The following is a 17260-nucleotide window of genomic DNA, read 5'->3' on the forward strand; positions in this document are numbered from 1 at the left end:
GGTCACCGCTCCTGCGCCCCGACGCCGAGGACCTCGCTGCCGATGACGGTCGCCAGTACCTCGGTGGAGTGCGCCATCAGCTGCCCGGCCTGCGCATCACGGTGGTGCCGTTGGATGGGTGAGGTCTTCAGGAAGCCGGTGCCTCCACCGATCCGCACGCCGAGACCGGACACCTCCACGGCCACCTTGTTGGCGAGGTACTTGGCTCGGTTCAGGTCGGAGAAGAAGGCCGGGTCATGCGCGTCGGCCTCACGCAGTGCCTTGTCGTAGAGGGCATGTGCGGCAGTCAGTTTGATCTCGGCGTCGGCGACGGCGTGCTGGACCCACTGCTGGTGCGACAGCGGTGCACCGGCGATCTCACGACCTCGAGCGTGTGCGATCAGGGCGGCGAGCGCGGCGTCGGCGATCCCCAGCGAGATGGCCGGCAGCGCCGCGGGGATCGCGGCGAAGTCGGTGGGGCCCGGAACCCGGCCGCGCTTGTCCGCGGCGAGCAGCGTGTTGTCGAAGGACACCAGCTGACTGCGGGTGGCGCGCAGGCCCAGCGTGTCCCAGATCGGCACGAAGGTCACCGAGTCGTCGGGGATGACGGCGAAGTACGCGGGCTCTCCGTCGACGCGTGCGTTGACCAGCAGGTAATCGGCGATCTCACTGCCCGAGACGAATCGCTTGGCTCCGTGCAGCGTCCAGCCTCCGTCGACCGGCTGCGCATCCTGCTGCGGGTTGAGGAAGGCGTTGCCGGTGGCGGGCTCCGACAGCGCATTGGCGAACCGGCGGCCGGCCAGGAACTCGTCGGCGAAGAACGATCCGAGGCCGTCCCGGGTCAGTTCCGCCAGCCCCACCCCGGCGCCGGTGTGCATCGCCCAGATCGTCGCGGTGGCCGGATCGCCCTGCGCGATCGCCCGCACGATGGCGCCGAATGCCCGATAGGACAGTCCCTCTCCCCCGACCGCCGCAGGCAACACCGCTGCGGTCAGCCCGGCATCGTGCAGGGCGTCGAGGTTCGCGACGTTGATCTCGGCGCGCTCGTCGTGATCGGCCGCGAGTTTCGCGAACTGCTCCGCCAATCCGACGACGGTGTCGATGTGGTCGCGTTCGCGGGCATCGACGGAATCGTGTGCATCGCCGAGGAATCCGATGGTCATGAGAGTGCCTCCTGTGGTTGATCTGGATGAGAGTGCTTGTCGTTCTTGATGAGTGGTGTTTCCACATCTCCGGGGTCCCCGGAGGGTCGGGTGGCCGCCGGGCGTGGTGGGCGACGTCGTAGCCTGCGACCGAACCCGCGTCCCGAGGCTGCGACACACAGCACGGCGAGTGCCACCACATAGGGCAGCCCCTGATAGAGCTCCACCGGGAGGCCGAGGTCACGAGTCTGCGCCAGCAACGCCAGGCTGTTGAAGAACGCGAATCCCAGGGCGCCGATCACCAGTCCCCCGGGACGTCCCCGGGCGACGATCACCACTGCCAGGGCGATGAATCCGACGCCGCCGGTCATACCCGGCGAGAAGGTGCCGATGCTGCCGAGCGAGACCACCGCACCGCCGAGCCCGGCGCAGCCGCCGGCGAACACCGCTGCCGCACACAACGTCGCCGACGGTGAGATCCCGCGGTCCCGGGCGACCTCGGGTGCCGCGCCGACCGCGGACAGCCGCAACCCCGCGCGGGTGTTGCGCAGGAACCAGCCGACGACCACCACCAGGACCAGTGATGCGTAGAAGAACAGTCCGGCATGCGCCAGTCCCCGACCGACCAGCGGGAGGTGTTCCAGCAGCGGGAGCGTCAGGACCGGCTGGGTGGGCACGGTGCGGTTGACCGCCCCGGCCGGCGAGAGCCACTGGTAGATGAACACCGACAGTCCGGTCGTGATGGTGCCCACCGCGACGCCCACCACCACGATGTCGGCGCCGACGATCGCGTGGGCGAAGCCGAGGACGCCGCCGGCGAGCACGCCGGCCAGCAGGGCGAACAGCAGGCCCACCCAGACACCGCCGACGCGGGCGCCGACCACCCCGGTGGCGGCGCCGAGCAGCATCATCCCCTCGATGCCGACGTTGAAACCGCCGGCCCGCTCGAAGACGATCTCCCCGACACCGGCGACGATGATCGGTGCCGACAGTCCGATCGCTCCGGCGATCACCACGGTCCAGAACTCGACCGTGCTCATCCGACCGGCTCCTCGATCGCGGTGGCGGCGGGGGTCCCCGCACCACCTGGGGTCCGGCGTGCGGCGTACATCACCGCGCCGACGAGTGCCGCGGTCAACAGCAGGATGCCCTGCGAGACGGTGCCGATCGCGGCCGGTGTGGTTCCGGTGGCCAATTGCACTCCGGCCGAACCGGTTCCGAGGGACGCATAGAAGATCGCGGCGATTGCGATCCCGATCGGGTGGAACCGCCCGAGCACGGCAACGGCGACTGCCGAGAACCCCAGTCCCGCGGTGATGTTCGGCTCGAGGCGTCCGGTCACCCCGGCCAGTTGCACCCATCCGGCCGCCCCGGCCGCGGCACCGGACACCACGAAGGCGACGAGGATCGCCCGGCCATGTCCCAGCCCGGCGCGCGATGCCAGCGCAGGTCTCGTCCGGTGCACGTCGAGCAGGAACGCCCAGCCGGTGCGGTGGAACCACAGTCCCACCACCACGGCGAGAACGACGAGCAGCACCCCGGCGTGCAGATGTCCGGGGACCGGGAGCAACGGCAGCATCGACGCTCCCGGGATCGGCGCGCTCTGCGGACTGGAGTTGGACTGCGGATCGCGTAACGACGTCCGCAGCAGATATGCCAGCAGGGACACGGCGACATAGTTCATGAGCAGGGTGAACAGGATCTCGTTGACGTTCCACCGCCACTTCGCGAACGCCGGCGGGAGCGCCCAGAGCACGCCGCCGACGGCACCGGCGACGACGCCGAGCACCAACGCCACCGGGTGCGGTACGGCCTCGCCGAGTCCCAACGCGACGGCGGTGGCCGCGATCGCCCCGACGATCACCTGCCCTTCGCCTCCGATGCTGATCACCCCGGTGCGCAATGCCACCGCGGCGCCCAGTGCGACGAGGGTCAGGGTGGTCGCGTTCTGGATGGTCTGGGTGGCCGCATAGCTGCTGCCGAATGCGCCGTCGAACCATCCGATCAGTGCGGTGTCCAGGTAGGCGCCGGACGACAGGACCAATGCCACGACCACGCCGACTCCTCCCGCCACGTACAGTGCGGCCTGGATGTGGAGCCGGGTACGGCGATCGGCCAGTCGATCCGACAAGGCCTCGGCGAACGCGCTCATGCGGCCCCCTTGGTGACACCCGCCATCGCCCGGCCCACCCGGGTCAGGGAGTACTGCTCGATGTCGAACTCGTCGACGATGCGGCCACGCGAGATCACCAGGATGCGGTCGGCCAGGTCGCGGACCTCGTCGATGTCGGCGGAGATCAGCAGGATGCCGGTGCCACGCTCGGCGGCCGCGCGGATCTCGGCGCGAATGGCCACCGCGGCACGCGGGTCGAGCCCCTGGGTGGGTCCGTGCAGGACGGCCACCACCGGGTCGGCGTCGAGTTCGCGCCCGACCACCAGCTTCTGCCGGTTGCCGCCCGAGAGTGCGCCGACGCGCACCGCCGGCGACGCCGGGCGCACGTCGTGTCGCCGCATCAGGGTGTTGGTGAACGTGCGGATCGCCGACCAGTCGAGGGTGCGCAACCGGGTGCGGAATCCGCCACGCCCGAGGGTTCGCAGCACCGCCGAGTGCGCCGCATCGGCATCGGGCAACAGTGCCTCGTCCCGTTCCTCGGGCACATACGACACCGTGTCGCGGAGTGTGGCGTCGTCGGCGCGTGACCGATCACCCACGCGCACGTGGCCCGTCGACGCCGTCACCAGTCCCACCGCGACCTCGGCGAGGGTTCGTTGACCGTTGCCGCCCACGCCGACGACGCCGACCACCTCCCCGGCGTGCACGGTGATGTCCACGCCGGCAAGACCTTTGGGACCCTCGGTCCCGACATCGGTCAGCGACAGCACCGGGGCGGCCCGACGCACCGCCGTCCGAACCCGTTCGGAACCCTCGTCCTGCTCGCCGATCATCGCCGCGACCAGACGGTCGTCGGAGACATCGGTCATCGCCCCCGACAGCGACACCGTGCCGCGGGTCAGGACGGTGACGTCGTCGGCGACCGCGCGCACCTCGTCGATCCGGTGGGTGATCAGCAGCACCGCGGTGCCGGCGTCGGCGAGCGTCCGGATGGTACCGAACAGGGCTTCGGTCTCGTGTGGCCCCAGCGCCGAGGTCGGCTCGTCGAGCAACAGGATGCGCGCACCGCCCGCCAGAGCCATCGCGAGCTCGCCCTGTTGACGTTGTGCCAGTTCGAGTTCGGCGACGGGTGTGTCGACCGGAATCCGGAAGCCGGCACGCTCGGCGACGGCGGCGAGCTGCCGGGCCGCCCGGACACGATCGGCGCGGAACCGATCGCCGGCCACGATGTGGTTCTCGGCGAGGGTGAGGTCACCGATCAGACTCAGCTGTTGCATCACGGTGCCGACGCCGTGGTCGATACCGTCCCGTCGGTGGCGCAGGCGCACCGGGCGGGCGTCGATGTGCACGCTTCCGGAGTCGGGTTGTTCGGCGCCCGAGAGGATCTTGAGCGCGGTGGACTTGCCCGCACCGTTCTCACCGACCAGGGCATGGACCCGGCCCGATCGCACGGCGAGGTCGACGTCGCGCAGTGCGACCTGGTGGCCGAACCGTTTGGTCACCGCACGCAGCTCGATACCGGTCACGAGATCGGCGGGATGGTGACCTTGCCGGCGGCCAGGTCGGCAGCGAGCTGGGTGGTCTGGGCCTCGAGGTCGGCGGGTAATCCGGGTGCGGCGGCGACGCGGTGGTATCCGGTGAACACCAGTCCCTTGTTGGCGATGGTCGAGGTGTATCCGTGGTCGCCGAAGGTACCGGCCTCGACGCGGCCGACGGCCTCGGCGAGGGTCGGGGTGAAGTCCAGTGCGACAGAACCGATATTGACCTCAGCCGCATCGGACGAGGAGGTGGCCGACGCACCGATGGTCGCGACACCCGCCTCCTTGGCCGCGGCGATGACACCCGAGGTGTAGCCCTCGGCACCGGTGACGATCAGCTTCGCGCCCGCCGCGATCTGGGCCTTGGTGGCCTGATTCGCCAGCGCCGGGTCCTCCCAGCTACCGGTGAAGACCGGCTTGAGCTCGGTCGCAGCGGGATTGGTGGTCTTCAGACCCACCGAGAACGCCTTGTAGGTGATCTCGTTGAAAGGTGCGAGCTGTCCGTCGACGACGGCCGTGGGCGACAGCCCGGCCTTGCCGGCGACCCAGCCGAGCAGGTAGCCCTGCTGATCGCTGGCATAGGTCCAGGTCTCGACGTTGGCCGTGGTCTTGGCAAGGATGTCGGCCGATCCGGTGGCCAGGAAGTGTGCCTGCGGGAACTCCTTCGCCACGGAGAACACCGAGTTCGCGAAGTCCAGGCCCCAGCCGATGATCAGGTCGTAGCCGTCGGCGGCGTACTGCCGCAGCGCGGCCTGCGCGTCGGCGTCGGTGTGTACCGATTCGCGGATCTGTGCGGTGACCTTGTCGTCCTTCTCGAGGTTGTGGACGGCATCGGCGCCATACTGGTTGAATCCGCCGTCGTTGGCCAGGCCGCCCAGGATGATCGCCACCTTCGGCGCCGATGACGTGTCGGCCCCGCTGTCGGGTGAACATGCGGTCGCCACCATCGCGACGGCGGCGAGCAGGCTCGCCAGGATTGCTCTGATCCTCATGTGCACCACGTCCTCTGGGGTTCTCCACACCGCCCGACGAGATGCAGGACATCCCGACCGTCGGCAACTTGTTGACAAGTGGACATCCTGGGAGTTCGGACCCGGTGACAACAGGGGCAGAACCACAGTGAATCAAACGACCAGATCGGTTTGACCAGCAGAACTCGGCAATGCTACGGGGATCGGAACCCCATCGAGTCGACTCCGATGCATCTCGAATGAACGGTTCACGAACTTGTTGATAAGTCCGGCGTTCTCGGTAGAGTCTCTGCGCATGACCAGATCCGCCGTGGCACATCGCGTCGACGAAGCGTGGATTCGCGCCCTGCCCAAGGCCGAGGTGCACGTCCACCTGGAGGGTTCGCTGGGACTGGCCGACCTCCTCGGCCTTGCCAAGGCCGCAGGCGCGCGACTCCCCTTCCCGGCCGACCGGCTGTTCGGCGGGGCCACCGCCGGCATCGACGACGGCGCCGAGACCGGGTTGAGTTCCTTTCTGCGCTTTCTGGATTGGGGATGCGGGCTCGTCACCACGCACGAGCAGGCAGGGTCATTGGCCTACCGGTTCGCCGCACGCCAGACCGCATCCGGGATCCGCTACACCGATGTGATCGTCAATCCCGGACACTGGGGGCGGTGGGCGGATCGGGTTCCGGCTCTCCTCACCGCATTCGCCGACGGCTTCGACGAGGCCCGCGTGGACGGCCTCGCCGAGGTCACCACATGCGTGTCGTTGTCTCGCGGACAGTCCGCGGCGTCGGCCCTCGAACTCGTCGAGCTGATCATCGAGTCCCGACCACCACGGGTCGTCGCCCTGTCCGTCGACGGTGACGAACACCGGTCGGGGCCGGTGAGTCACCGCTTCGCGGAGGCGTTCTCGCTGGCCCGTGACCGGGGTCTGCGGCGCACGGTGCACGCCGGCGAGTCGTCGGGACCCGAGGGCGTCCGTGATGCGCTCGACCATCTGCATGCCGAACGCATCGACCACGGAATCCGCGCGGTCGAGGACCCGTCGCTGCTCGACCGCCTGCGCGATCAGCAGATCCCGCTGGGAGTGTGCCCACGGTCGAATGTCGCGCTCGGACTGTATCGATCGTGGGAGGTGCATCCGTTCCCACGCTTGCGTGCGGCCGGCGTCCCGGTGACGCTGAACACCGACGACCCGGCCATCCTCGGCACGTCGCTGGAGACCGATTGGTCTGTGGCATCTCAGATCTGGGGTCTCGATCGATCCGAGCTCCGCGATCTCGCCCGGTCGTCGGTGCTGGCGAGCTTCGCCGACGACGACCTCAAGAGCCGACTGCTCGCCGAGATCGCCGCGATCGACGTCAGCGAGGGGTCCGAGAATGGCTAGCCGCGCCGGTTCGGCATCCGACGACGCGGCCTCGCACGGGCGGATCACCCGGGAACTGCTGCGCCTGGCCCGCGATGCCTCCGCCGGCCGGGTACCGCTGGCAGGCGAGATGGACCTGGTGGACCGGCTGCACTGCACCCGACAGCAGCTCCGCAAGGCGATGGCGGATCTGGAACGGCAAGGGCTGCTACGACGACGGCAGGGAGCAGCGACCGTCGTCGACCCGCTGGCGCTGCGGATGAGTGTGCGGCTCGAGGATCAGTTCGAGCACACCGAACTACTCGAGCGGCTCGGCTACGAGGCCCGCGTCGAGATCGTCGCCGAGACCTGGGGTTCACTCCCCGCCGACGTGGCCGCACTCCTCGACTGCGACCCGGGCGCCCCCTGTGTGCACACCACCAAACGATGGTTCGCCGACGACCTGCCGGTGATGGTCGCCACGGGGTACCTGCTCGTCCCCGACGCCGAGCCGACGCGACTCGACGATTCGGTGTTCACCGCCGTCGCCCAGGCGTGGGGCGAATCGTTGGTCTGGGAGGTGGCCACCCCGGGGGCCGACGTGCTCGACGCGGAATCGGCGGCATTGCTGGACATGTCGGCCGGAGATCCGGTGATGACCCTGGAACTGATCGGAGTCGCCGCGAGCGGTCGGCGCCTGTTCTACGCCTCGGAACTGCACCGCCCCGACATCGTCCGCTATTCGCTGGTGCGCACGGTCCGTCCCCCGTGGCAGGCGGGACCGTCGATGACATCGTGACCCTTGCCAGGCGATCGGCGCACGACCTATGGTGAACGCGACCCGAACTTAAGTATGGCTACCCTAAGTCACCGCGGCACGTGACGCCGCAGGTCGCCATGGATCGCGAGAGGTGCCATGACCGCCGCCAACGCCGTCACCGATCCCGCAGACTCCGACCCGCACGACTCCGACCCGCACGACTCCGACCCGCACGACTCCGACGCCGCCCGCCCACCGTCTGGTGAGCACACCGACGGCGACGGAAACGCTCTGAGCGAGAAGGAGAAACAGAAGGCCGACGCCCTCGCGCTCAAGCGTCTGATGCGACCGGTCGCCGTGCCGCTGACCATCGGCCGGCTGCTCGCCGTGGTGTCCGGGGTTCTCGCCGTGGTCCCCTACATCGCCCTGGTCCAGATCGGCGGCACACTCCTCGCCGCCTCGTCCGCGGGTGCCCCCGTCGACGGCGACGAGATCCGGCGCTGGTTGCGAATCCTGTTGATCACCTTCGTCTTACGGCTCGCGATCTACCTCGTCGCCCTGCTGGTCACCCACCTCGCCGACATCCGGCTGGGCCACCTCATCCAGCTCCGGCTGGTGCATCGCTTCGCCAAGGTACCGCTCGCGTGGTTCACCGCCACCAACTCCGGTCGCGTGCGCAAGGGCATGCAGGACGACATCGGCACCGTCCACCAGTTGATCGCCCACCAGCCGGTCGACGGGACCGCGGCTGTCGTGATGCCGGCGGCGCTGATGATCTACGCCTTCGTCATCGACTGGCGCCTCGGGCTGCTCTCCATCGCCACCCTGCCGCTCTACATCGGGGCGATGGCCATGTCGATGCGGGGCATGGGCGAGAAGACCGTGGAGATGGACCGTCGGCTGTCCACCGTCTCGGCGCGGATGGTCGAGTTCGTCGCGGGGATCTCCGTGGTCAAGGCATTCGGGCGGGTCGGGCGCGCCCATCGCAACTACCAGGAGTCGGCCGCCGAGTTCTACGACTTCTACCTCGACTGGGTGCGGCCGCTGGTCCGCGTCTCCGCACTGGGCACCTCGTTCCTCGCCATCCCGCTCGTGTTGCTGGTCAACATCGGTGTCGGTTCGGTTCTCGTACACCACGATCAGGTGAGCACCGCCGACGTGCTCGCCACCTCGCTGATCGCCTTGCTGATCCCGTATGCGCTCGAGACGTGGATGCACTCGACGTGGAGCCGACAACTCGCCGGTGCCGCGGCCTCGCGTCTCGCCGCGCTCATCGACACCCCGATCCTGACCGAACCCGATGCCGACCACGCCCGGCGCCCGACGGCACACGATGTCACCTTCGAGGCGGTGCGCTACTCCTACGGCAGCGGCCCGGATGCGGTGCTCGCCGTCGACGACGTCGGCTTCACCCTGCCGCACGGCACGGTCACCGCACTCATCGGCCCGTCGGGATCGGGGAAATCGACCATCGCGACCCTGCTCGCCCGCTTCGACGACCCCGCGTCGGGCACCATCCGGATCGGCGGCGTCGACATCACCGAGATCGACGATCTGTACTCGCAGGTGGGTATGGTCCTGCAGGATCCGCAATTGCTGACCATCAGCATCCGCGACAACATCGCACTCGGCAGACCGGACGCCACCGACGGGCAGATCCGCGAGGCCGCCTCCGCGGCAAGGATTCTCGACGAGATCGAAGCTCTGCCCAACGGTTTCGACACCGTCTACGGGTCGGATTCGGGACTGTCGGGCGGGCAGGCCCAACGGATCGCGATCGCCCGGGCGGTCCTGGTGGACGCCCCGATCCTGGTCCTCGACGAGGCCACCGCGCTGACCGACCCCGAGTCCGAACACCAGATCCAGCAAGCGCTCTCGACCCTGGTCCGCGGCCGGACGGTGCTGGTGATCGCCCACCGGCCGGAGGTAATCAAGGGGGTCGACCAGATCATCGTCGTCGAGTCGGGACGGGTCGTGGCCACCGGAACCCACGACCAGCTCGCCGACCACCCGGCCTATGCCCGCATGTGGCAGCGGGCCGGCGCCGACGCCCGACTGGCCGGGACGCACCGCACCGGCTCGCCAGAGACCGGGTCGCGTGACACCGGGTCGGGCACCACAGGCCCCACGGGCACCGCCGAAGGGACACACCGATGAACCTCCCCCTGATCGACATCGTCCCGCGGATGCAGCGCATGATCTCGCATCCCGAACGCATGCGTCCGGCCATCGCCGCCGCCGTCGGGGTGGGGCTGGTCGACGGTGCCGCGCTGGCCGCCCTGCTGCCGACCATCAGCACTCTCGCCCAGGGCACCCCGGTGTGGGGCTTCGGACTGGCCGGCTGGCTGTGGATTCTGGGCATCCTGTCGGCCGCGGCATTCGGTCTCAACTACATCACCCAGTACACCAATTACGCTGTTGCACTGGACTTCCTGCGCAGCCTGCATCGACTGGTCGGCGATCAGGTGGCCCGGCAGCCGCTCGGATGGTTCGCCCGTCCGCTCGCCGGTGCACTCTCGCGGATGGTGTCCACCGAGTTGATGTCGGCGGGCGAGATCTTTGCGCACATGTTCGGTCCGCTGGTGTCTCGACTGACCGCGACGGTGGTGATCGTCGTCGCCGCATGGTTCTGGGATCCGTTGCTCGGTCTGGTGCTGACCATCTCGATCCCGGTCTTCGTGCTCATCACCCTCGCCTCGACCGCCCTGATGCGTCGAGGCCGCGCGATGCACGAACCCACGGAGAACGCGCTCGCCAACCAGGTGGTGGAGTACGTCCAGTGCCAGGGCGCGATCCGCTCGTGCGGCCGCAGCGACGACTTCGGACCGCTCGACGACGCACTCGAGGCGGCCCACACGGCCAAGACCCGAGCACTGTGGATCGAGACCGTCGGATTGCTGCTCAGCGGAATGGTCACCCAGGGTGTGATCGTCGTACTCATCACGCTGACCGGATCGCTCGCCATCGACGGATCGCTGCAACCGATCCCGGCGCTGGCCTTCATCGGTCTGGCATTGCGCTTCACCTCCACGCTGTCGGAGATCACCACCGGGGCGATGGCCCTGGAGTCTCGCCGGCCACTGCTCGATCAGCTCGACGGGGTCCTGACCGCGGTACCGCTGCCCGAACCCGAGGACGCCGCCGCATTGCCCGCACCGGGGACGGTGGAATTCGTCGACGTGGGCTTCACCTACTCACCGGCGAGCGCACCGGTGCTCCACGATGTGTCGTTCAAGGTCGAGGCGGGCACGATGGTCGCCCTCGTCGGCCCGTCCGGAAGCGGGAAGTCCACCATCGCGCGGGCGATCTGCCGCTTCTACGACGTCGCCGGCGGCCAGGTCCTCGTCGGCGGCCGTCCGGTCACCGAGCAGACCACCGAACAGCTGATGGCCCAGTTGTCGATGGTGTTCCAGGACGTCTACCTCTTCGACGACACCCTCGAGGCCAATGTCGCCGTCGGCCGGGCCGATGCCACCCCCGGCGAGATCCGTGCCGCCGCGGACATCGCCGGTGTCACCGAGATCGCCGAGCGGCTTCCCGACGGATGGTCGGCCCGGGTCGGCGAGGGCGGACGCGGCCTCTCCGGTGGCGAGCGGCAACGCGTTGCGATCGCCCGGGCGCTGCTCAAGGACGCACCGATCGTCGTCCTCGACGAGGCGACATCGGCTCTCGACGTGGAGAACGAGGCGAACATCGTCGCCGCGGTGGAGAAACTCCGGGAGCGGGCGACGGTCGTGGTGATCGCCCACCGGCTCGCCACCATCGCGCGCGCCGACACGATCATCGCCCTCGACGCCACCGGAGGGATCGAGGCGCAGGGCACCCATGCCGAACTGCTCGAGGCCGACGGGACCTATGCACGATTCTGGCATCGGCTCCAGAGCGCACAGGGCTGGCAGCTGACCGAAGCCGGCCGGTAGCCCCGGACTCGAAACCATCACGAAGGCCTAACGTTCCGCCATACCCCGGTTCACAGCAACCCCACAGGCCACCGAGAATCGCCAACCATGGCGCGATTTCGGAGAGCGTGTTCGCGAGCAGTGATCGCCGCGGCCGCGGCGGCAGCGACCATCCTGACGGTACCGGCCACATCGGCGCGGGCCGATGTGGTGTCGGTCCAGGAGGTGCCACCCACCGAGACGGTGGTGCTGGTGCACTCCCCCTCGATGAACCGGGTGCTCCGAAACCAGGTCCTGCATCTACCCGGTAAGCCCGTCGCCCCGGTCTTCTACATGCTGCCCGGCGCAGGCGGCGCCGAGGACGGGGTGTCGTGGTATCACCACGGCGGTGTCCGGCCGTTCTTCGCCGGCAAACGTGTCAACGTCGTCCTGCCGATCGGTGGCAGGTTCTCCATGTTCACCGACTGGCAGCACGACGACCCTGTCCTGGGCCGCAACAAATGGCAGACCTACATCAACCACGAACTGCCCGCGGCGATCGCCAAGGTCGTCCGCACCACCGGTGCGAATGCGATCAGCGGCGTGACGATGTCGGCGGGACCGGCCGTCGACCTGTCCACCAAGGCACCGCAGCGCTACCGGGCCGTCGCCGCCTACAGTGGCTGTCCCACAACCGGATTCCCTCTCGGTGTACTGACCAACACGATGGTGGTGGCCCGCGGTGGCGGCAACGTGCTCACCATGTGGGGGCCGCCCGGTGCACCGGCATGGGCGGCACACGACCCGATCGTCAACGCGAACCGATTGCGCGGCAAGGCGATCTACCTCGGCTCTGCGACGGGTGTGCCGGGCCCGGTGGATCGCCTGGGTCCGCTGGAGCTGCCCGGCGGTCTGCCCGTGGAGTCGGTGGCCAGTGGGTGCAACGCAGCGCTGTCGGCGCGTCTGGCGTCGCTGGGCATCGCCCACCACCTCGACATCCGACCTGTCGGTTCCCATTCATGGGGCCTGTTCGCGGCGGAACTACGCGCATCCTGGCCGATGATCGCGCGGGCGATCTGGGCGTGATGCCACCCGCGGGTTCCCGCAGACGACCGGTGGCACCATGGCCGACCGTCGGGTCCCGGTCGCGCACAGCCGCGACCACCCCGACCCGACGGCCACTCGCCATGATCGCCCGGCCTAGATCTCCATCGGACGCCGAGCCGTCTCGCGAACGGTCAGGATCGCAAGCAGTCCGACGACGCACACCGCGGTCACGTAGTAACCCGGCGCCGTCGCCGTGCCCAACGTGGCGACCAGCAGCGTCGCGACGTAGGGCGCCGTACCGCCCCCGAGGATGGTGCCGATGTTGGCACCCAACGACACCCCTGTGTACCGGACACGACGAGGGAACAGTTCGGCCATCACCGACCAGGCCGGGACGCCGATCAATGCCTGCAACGACATGTACACGAAGTAGATGCCTCCCACCACGACCACGCTGTGCGTGGCCGACAGGATGGCGAACAGCGGAATCGACAACACCCCGACGATGACGAAGCCCGCGATCAGCACCGGCCGCCGGCCGAATCGGTCGCCGAGGGCGCCGGCGAGCGGGTTGAGCATGCTGCTCACCGTGATCACCAGGGCCGTCATCCAGAACACCAGATCCGGACTGTAGTCCAACTCGCTGATCAGGTAGACGCTCAGGTACGAGAGTCCGACGTAGCCTGCACCGGTGAAGGCGATGGCCAGACCGATCGCCCGCACCACCGCGCCGCTGTTGTGGCGCAGCACCGTGCCCAGCGGATTCTTCTGGATCTCATCGCTTTTCGCCATCTCGGCGAACTCTGGGCTGTCGTCGAGCCGGACGCGCATCCACAGACAGATCATGGTCAACGGGATCGACAACAGGAACGGGATGCGCCATCCCCACGATTCCATCTGCGCATCCGTGGTCACCAGGGCCACCGTTCCCGTGACGGCCGCGGCCACCGCGAATCCCAGTGACGACCCGATCTGGACGAAGGACCCGAAGAAGCCGCGCCGCGCGTTGGGCGCCGATTCGGCGGTGAACGTCACCGCCCCGGGCGCCTCACCGCCCGCGGAGAATCCCTGCGCGAGACGCACCAGGATGAGCAGGATCGGGGCCGCGATCCCCACCGTTGCGTGGGTCGGCAGCAGACCGAGGGCCGCGGTCGACACTCCCATGCACAGCAGCGTCACCACCAGGGCGGATCGGCGTCCCGTGCGGTCGCCGAGACGGCCGAACACCACTCCGCCCAGCGGCCGGGCCACGTAGGCGACACCGAACACGGCCAGGGTCGACAACAGGGATGTGGCCGCACTGTCGGACGGGAAGAACTGCGGGGCGATCACCACCGCCGCGAACCCGTACGCGCCGAACTCGTAGTACTCGATCAGGGTTCCGACGCCGCTGGCGATCGACACCCTTCTGGCCGAGGAGGCCGGCTTCGTCGATGTGTCGTCGGCTGTTTCGGACCGGACGGACACGGATTTCTCACCACTCATCCGCAGAACCTTTCGATGGGAGTTGTGTGCCCGCGCCGGCAGCATATGCTGCAGGAACTGCTCCCCGGCAACGGATGTCGCGGGAACGCTCGCGACATCCGTTGCGGGAGGGGCACAGGGAGGGGTCAACCGGAGTGACCCACCTCACGATACCTGACGAGATGTCATTTGTATCCTGAATCCGTTCTCTGCCAACATATTTCGTTGCCCATACACACCAGACCGGTCAGAAGATGCCCTCGTCCCGGCCGCCGCCGTCAACGCTGATCCGCTGCCCGGTCACATACCCCGAGCCGGGCGACAACAGGAACTCGACGACGCCGGCGACATCGTCGGGACGGCATACGCGACCGAAAGGCGCTGCCGCATCGAGGTCGGCGATGTCCACGCGTGCCGACGCACGGACCAGGCGACGGCCCATCTCGGTGTCCACCAGCCCGGGTGCGACGATGTTGGCCCGGACTCCGTGCGCGCGTTCTTCCCGGGCGAGGGTCAACACGCAGGTCTCCATGGCGGCCTTGGCCATCGTGTACGGAGCCGCGTGCCCCGGGGCCTTGGCGACGGTGTTGCTCGAGATCATCACCACGTCGGCACGATCGGCCGTACGAAGGTCCGGCAGCAGCGCCTGGATCAACGCGATCGGTCCCAGCGCGTGGACATCCAGCTGGGCGCGATAGTCCGCGAGCGGGGTGTCGGCCACGGTGGCGCCCTTGCTCGCCGACCCCGCATTGCTGACCACCGCATCGACCGGCCCGAGGCGCGCACGGACCTCGTCGGCCAGACGTGGCCCGGCATCCGGCGCACCGATCTCGGCTCCGAATGCCTCGGCAACCCCTCCGGCGAAACGGATCTCGGCGACAACCGACTCGGCGGCGTCGGCATCGCGGCGATAGTTCACCGCAACCGCGGCTCCGGCGGCACCGAGCCGCAGCGCGATTCCGCGGCCGACGCCGCGAGAGGCGCCGGTGACCAGGACGGTCCGTCCGGCGAGCGCGCTCATGCGCCCACCAGCCGTCGGCCGATGAGGTCCTTCATCACTTCGTTTGCTCCCCCGTAGATCCGCTGTACCCGGGCATCCCGCCAGATCCGGGCGATCGGGTATTCCTCCATGTACCCGTACCCGCCGAACAGCTGCAGAACGGTGTCGACGACGGTCCACTGGAGTTCGGTGGCCTTGTACTTGCAGCCGGCGGCCTCCTCGGCGGTCAGGTTGCCGTCACCGACGGCACGCACGCACCGATCGACGTAGGTCTGCATCACGTCGACGTCGGTGTGCAGTTCGGCGAGGGTCATCCGGACCGACTGCAGATGCGCCAGTGGACCCCCGAACGCCCTCCGATCGGTGAGATGGTCGAGTGCGAGTTGCAGTGCCACTCGCGCCGAGGCCACCGCCGCGACCGCCAGCGACAGCCGTTCGCGCGGGAGATTTCGGACCGCCCCGGCGAAACCGCGACCGGCCTCGCCCACCACGTTGGCGACCGGGACGCGGCTTTCGTCGAAGAACAATTCGGCGGTGTCCTGTCCGTGGCGCCCGATCTTGCGCATCGGCTTGCCCCGGGTGAAACCGGGAGTGCCGTACTCCACCGCGACGAGGCTGGTGCCCCGGCCGTCGCGCTCCCCGGACTTGGCCAGCACGATCGCCAGATCGCACGTCGCACCCGAGGTGATGAACGTCTTCGACCCGTTGAGCACGTACTCGTCGCCCTCACGCCGGGCCGTCGTGCCGATCGCGGCGAGATCCGAGCCCGCGCCCGGCTCGCTCATCCCGAGTGAGACCACCAGTTCACCGGCGGTGAATCCCGGTACCCACCGGGCGCGCTGTTCGTCGGTGGTGAGATCCCGCAGATACGGCACGATGATGTCGTTCTGCATGGTGAACAGGTCACCGGCGGTGCCCGAGGCGACGCACGCCTCTCGCCCTCACGGCCACGGCGTGGGCACCGCTCGGCCGGTCTCGGCGAGCGCTGATCCCGACGGTGACCACGCGGTGGTCACCGTCGAACGTACGCGACCGTCCCGACCGGATCCGTCGCCGCGTGCCCGTCGGCCCGACCACCGAGAAGACCGGCGCACCACCGGATTCGACGGCAGCGGCGGGGTCGCGCGGACAGACCTAATCAACCGTGTCGAGGCCGAGGTCCAGGACGGTGACGCTGTGGGTGAGTGCGCCGACCGCGAGGTAGTCGACGCCGGTGCGCGCGTAGTCGGCGGCGACCTCGAGGGCGAGGCCACCCGAGCTCTCGAGTTTGGTCTCCGGCGACCGCGCGTTGCGACGCTGCACGGCCATTTGCGTCTCCCACGGCTCGAAGTTGTCGAGCAGCACCAGCTGCGGCGACAGCGCCAGCACCTCGTCGAGTTGCTCGAGCGAGTCCACCTCGACCTCGACCGGCAGACCGGGTGCCGCGGTCCGGACGGCTTGCAGTGCGGCGCCGACCGAGCCCGCGGCCGCGACGTGGTTGTCCTTGATCAGCGCCGCATCACCCAGGCCCATGCGGTGGTTGACGCCACCACCGGCACGCACGGCGTACTTCTGCAGATACCGCATGCCGGGCAGGGTCTTTCGTGAGTCACGGATCCCGGTCCCGGTGCCGTCGACGGCCGCGACCCACGCCGCGGTCGCGGTGGCGACACCCGAGAGGTGGCAGATCAGGTTCAACGCGGTGCGCTCGGCGGTCAGCAGCGCAGCCGTCGGCGCATGCACGGCCAGCACCACGTCACCCGGGGCGACGTGGGTGCCGTCGGCGATCGCGGCGGTCACCCGATACCGGTCGGCACCGATCACCTCGTCGAACACCGCACGCACCACCGGGACCCCGGCGATCACGCCGTGCGCCCGGCTGACGATCGCGGCATCCACCGTCGCATCGGCGGGAACCGTTGCGGCAGTGGTCACATCGGGCCCGTACCGCAGATCCTCGTCGAGCGCGGTGCGGATCAGCGCCCGCACCTCGTCGGTGACGGCGAGGTGGAGATCACCGGTCGCCGCCTCTTGCCCCACGAAGGTCGCGTTCATCGGC

Annotated in this window: 14 protein-coding genes; 5 read left to right on the plus strand and 9 right to left on the minus strand. The window is 68.9% G+C overall.

Annotated features, from left to right (window positions below):
- Positions 1-2 precede the first annotated feature (2 nt).
- Genes ACWDUA_RS04615 through ACWDUA_RS04635 form a run of 5 tightly spaced genes read right to left on the minus strand, consistent with a single transcriptional unit; the run spans position 3 to position 5764 of the window.
- The gene (locus ACWDUA_RS04615; protein ID WP_449749824.1) at positions 3-1142 is read right to left on the minus strand and encodes an acyl-CoA dehydrogenase family protein; all 1140 of its coding nucleotides are present in this window, start codon (positions 1140-1142) and stop codon (positions 3-5) included.
- Positions 1139-2161, minus strand: coding sequence for an ABC transporter permease (locus ACWDUA_RS04620; RefSeq protein ID WP_449749825.1), 1023 nt, complete (start codon positions 2159-2161; stop codon positions 1139-1141). The genes ACWDUA_RS04615 and ACWDUA_RS04620 overlap by 4 nt, the downstream gene beginning before the upstream one ends.
- Positions 2158-3273 carry an ABC transporter permease gene (locus tag ACWDUA_RS04625; RefSeq protein ID WP_449749826.1) on the minus strand — a complete coding sequence of 372 codons (1116 nt, stop codon included), beginning with the start codon at positions 3271-3273 and terminating at the stop codon, positions 2158-2160. Before ACWDUA_RS04625 ends, ACWDUA_RS04620 begins: the two co-directional genes overlap by 4 nt.
- Positions 3270-4760 (minus strand): ATP-binding cassette domain-containing protein, encoded by a 1491-nt coding sequence (locus tag ACWDUA_RS04630; RefSeq protein WP_449749827.1) that lies wholly within the window; start codon positions 4758-4760, stop codon positions 3270-3272. Before ACWDUA_RS04630 ends, ACWDUA_RS04625 begins: the two co-directional genes overlap by 4 nt.
- A complete protein-coding gene (locus ACWDUA_RS04635; protein ID WP_449749828.1) occupies positions 4757-5764 on the minus strand; it encodes a BMP family ABC transporter substrate-binding protein in 1008 nt (335 codons plus the stop codon). The genes ACWDUA_RS04630 and ACWDUA_RS04635 overlap by 4 nt, the downstream gene beginning before the upstream one ends.
- Positions 5765-6038: 274 nt before the next feature.
- On the opposite strand from ACWDUA_RS04635, the gene add reads away from it, so the two are divergent.
- The 5 genes from add to ACWDUA_RS04660 all read left to right on the plus strand — a co-directional run bounded on the left by add (position 6039) and on the right by ACWDUA_RS04660 (position 12797).
- A complete protein-coding gene (gene add, locus ACWDUA_RS04640; protein WP_449749829.1) occupies positions 6039-7115 on the plus strand; it encodes an adenosine deaminase in 1077 nt (358 codons plus the stop codon).
- Positions 7108-7872, plus strand: coding sequence for a GntR family transcriptional regulator (locus tag ACWDUA_RS04645; RefSeq protein WP_449749830.1), 765 nt, complete (start codon positions 7108-7110; stop codon positions 7870-7872). Before add ends, ACWDUA_RS04645 begins: the two co-directional genes overlap by 8 nt.
- Positions 7873-7989: 117 nt before the next feature.
- Complete coding sequence (locus ACWDUA_RS04650) at positions 7990-9990, plus strand: ABC transporter ATP-binding protein (protein WP_449749831.1); 2001 nt, start codon at positions 7990-7992, stop codon at positions 9988-9990.
- On the plus strand, positions 9987-11753 hold the full coding sequence (locus ACWDUA_RS04655) for an ABC transporter ATP-binding protein (protein WP_449749832.1): 1767 nt from the start codon (positions 9987-9989) through the stop codon (positions 11751-11753). Before ACWDUA_RS04650 ends, ACWDUA_RS04655 begins: the two co-directional genes overlap by 4 nt.
- 87 nt (positions 11754-11840) lie before the next feature.
- Positions 11841-12797, plus strand: coding sequence for an alpha/beta hydrolase (locus tag ACWDUA_RS04660; protein ID WP_449749833.1), 957 nt, complete (start codon positions 11841-11843; stop codon positions 12795-12797).
- 114 nt (positions 12798-12911) lie between these two features.
- On the opposite strand, the gene ACWDUA_RS04665 is transcribed toward ACWDUA_RS04660, so the two are convergent.
- The 4 genes from ACWDUA_RS04665 to nadC all read right to left on the minus strand — a co-directional run bounded on the left by ACWDUA_RS04665 (position 12912) and on the right by nadC (position 17256).
- Entirely contained in the window at positions 12912-14162 is a 1251-nt protein-coding gene (locus tag ACWDUA_RS04665; RefSeq protein ID WP_449749834.1) for an MFS transporter, read from the minus strand.
- A 307-nt stretch (positions 14163-14469) separates the two neighbouring features.
- On the minus strand, positions 14470-15243 hold the full coding sequence (locus ACWDUA_RS04670) for an SDR family NAD(P)-dependent oxidoreductase (protein WP_449749835.1): 774 nt from the start codon (positions 15241-15243) through the stop codon (positions 14470-14472).
- Positions 15240-16115 (minus strand): acyl-CoA dehydrogenase family protein, encoded by an 876-nt coding sequence (locus tag ACWDUA_RS04675; protein WP_449749836.1) that lies wholly within the window; start codon positions 16113-16115, stop codon positions 15240-15242. Before ACWDUA_RS04675 ends, ACWDUA_RS04670 begins: the two co-directional genes overlap by 4 nt.
- A 241-nt stretch (positions 16116-16356) precedes the next feature.
- Positions 16357-17256, minus strand: a complete 900-nt coding sequence (gene nadC / locus ACWDUA_RS04680; RefSeq protein WP_449749837.1) for a carboxylating nicotinate-nucleotide diphosphorylase — start codon at positions 17254-17256, stop codon at positions 16357-16359.
- Between the last annotated feature and the right edge of the window lie 4 nt (positions 17257-17260).

The sequence above is a fragment of the Gordonia sp. NPDC003376 genome (genome assembly GCF_053589235.1).

Coding starts and splice junctions, on each gene's coding strand:
- ACWDUA_RS04615 (WP_449749824.1), bottom strand. CDS start 1,142: ATGACCATCGGATTCCTCGGCGATGCACACGATTCCGTCGATGCCCGC.
- ACWDUA_RS04620 (WP_449749825.1), bottom strand. CDS start 2,161: ATGAGCACGGTCGAGTTCTGGACCGTGGTGATCGCCGGAGCGATCGGA.
- ACWDUA_RS04625 (WP_449749826.1), bottom strand. CDS start 3,273: ATGAGCGCGTTCGCCGAGGCCTTGTCGGATCGACTGGCCGATCGCCGT.
- ACWDUA_RS04635 (WP_449749828.1), bottom strand. CDS start 5,764: ATGAGGATCAGAGCAATCCTGGCGAGCCTGCTCGCCGCCGTCGCGATG.
- add (WP_449749829.1), top strand. CDS start 6,039: ATGACCAGATCCGCCGTGGCACATCGCGTCGACGAAGCGTGGATTCGC.
- ACWDUA_RS04645 (WP_449749830.1), top strand. CDS start 7,108: ATGGCTAGCCGCGCCGGTTCGGCATCCGACGACGCGGCCTCGCACGGG.
- ACWDUA_RS04650 (WP_449749831.1), top strand. CDS start 7,990: ATGACCGCCGCCAACGCCGTCACCGATCCCGCAGACTCCGACCCGCAC.
- ACWDUA_RS04655 (WP_449749832.1), top strand. CDS start 9,987: ATGAACCTCCCCCTGATCGACATCGTCCCGCGGATGCAGCGCATGATC.
- ACWDUA_RS04660 (WP_449749833.1), top strand. CDS start 11,841: ATGGCGCGATTTCGGAGAGCGTGTTCGCGAGCAGTGATCGCCGCGGCC.
- ACWDUA_RS04670 (WP_449749835.1), bottom strand. CDS start 15,243: ATGAGCGCGCTCGCCGGACGGACCGTCCTGGTCACCGGCGCCTCTCGC.
- ACWDUA_RS04675 (WP_449749836.1), bottom strand. CDS start 16,115: ATGCAGAACGACATCATCGTGCCGTATCTGCGGGATCTCACCACCGAC.
- nadC (WP_449749837.1), bottom strand. CDS start 17,256: ATGAACGCGACCTTCGTGGGGCAAGAGGCGGCGACCGGTGATCTCCAC.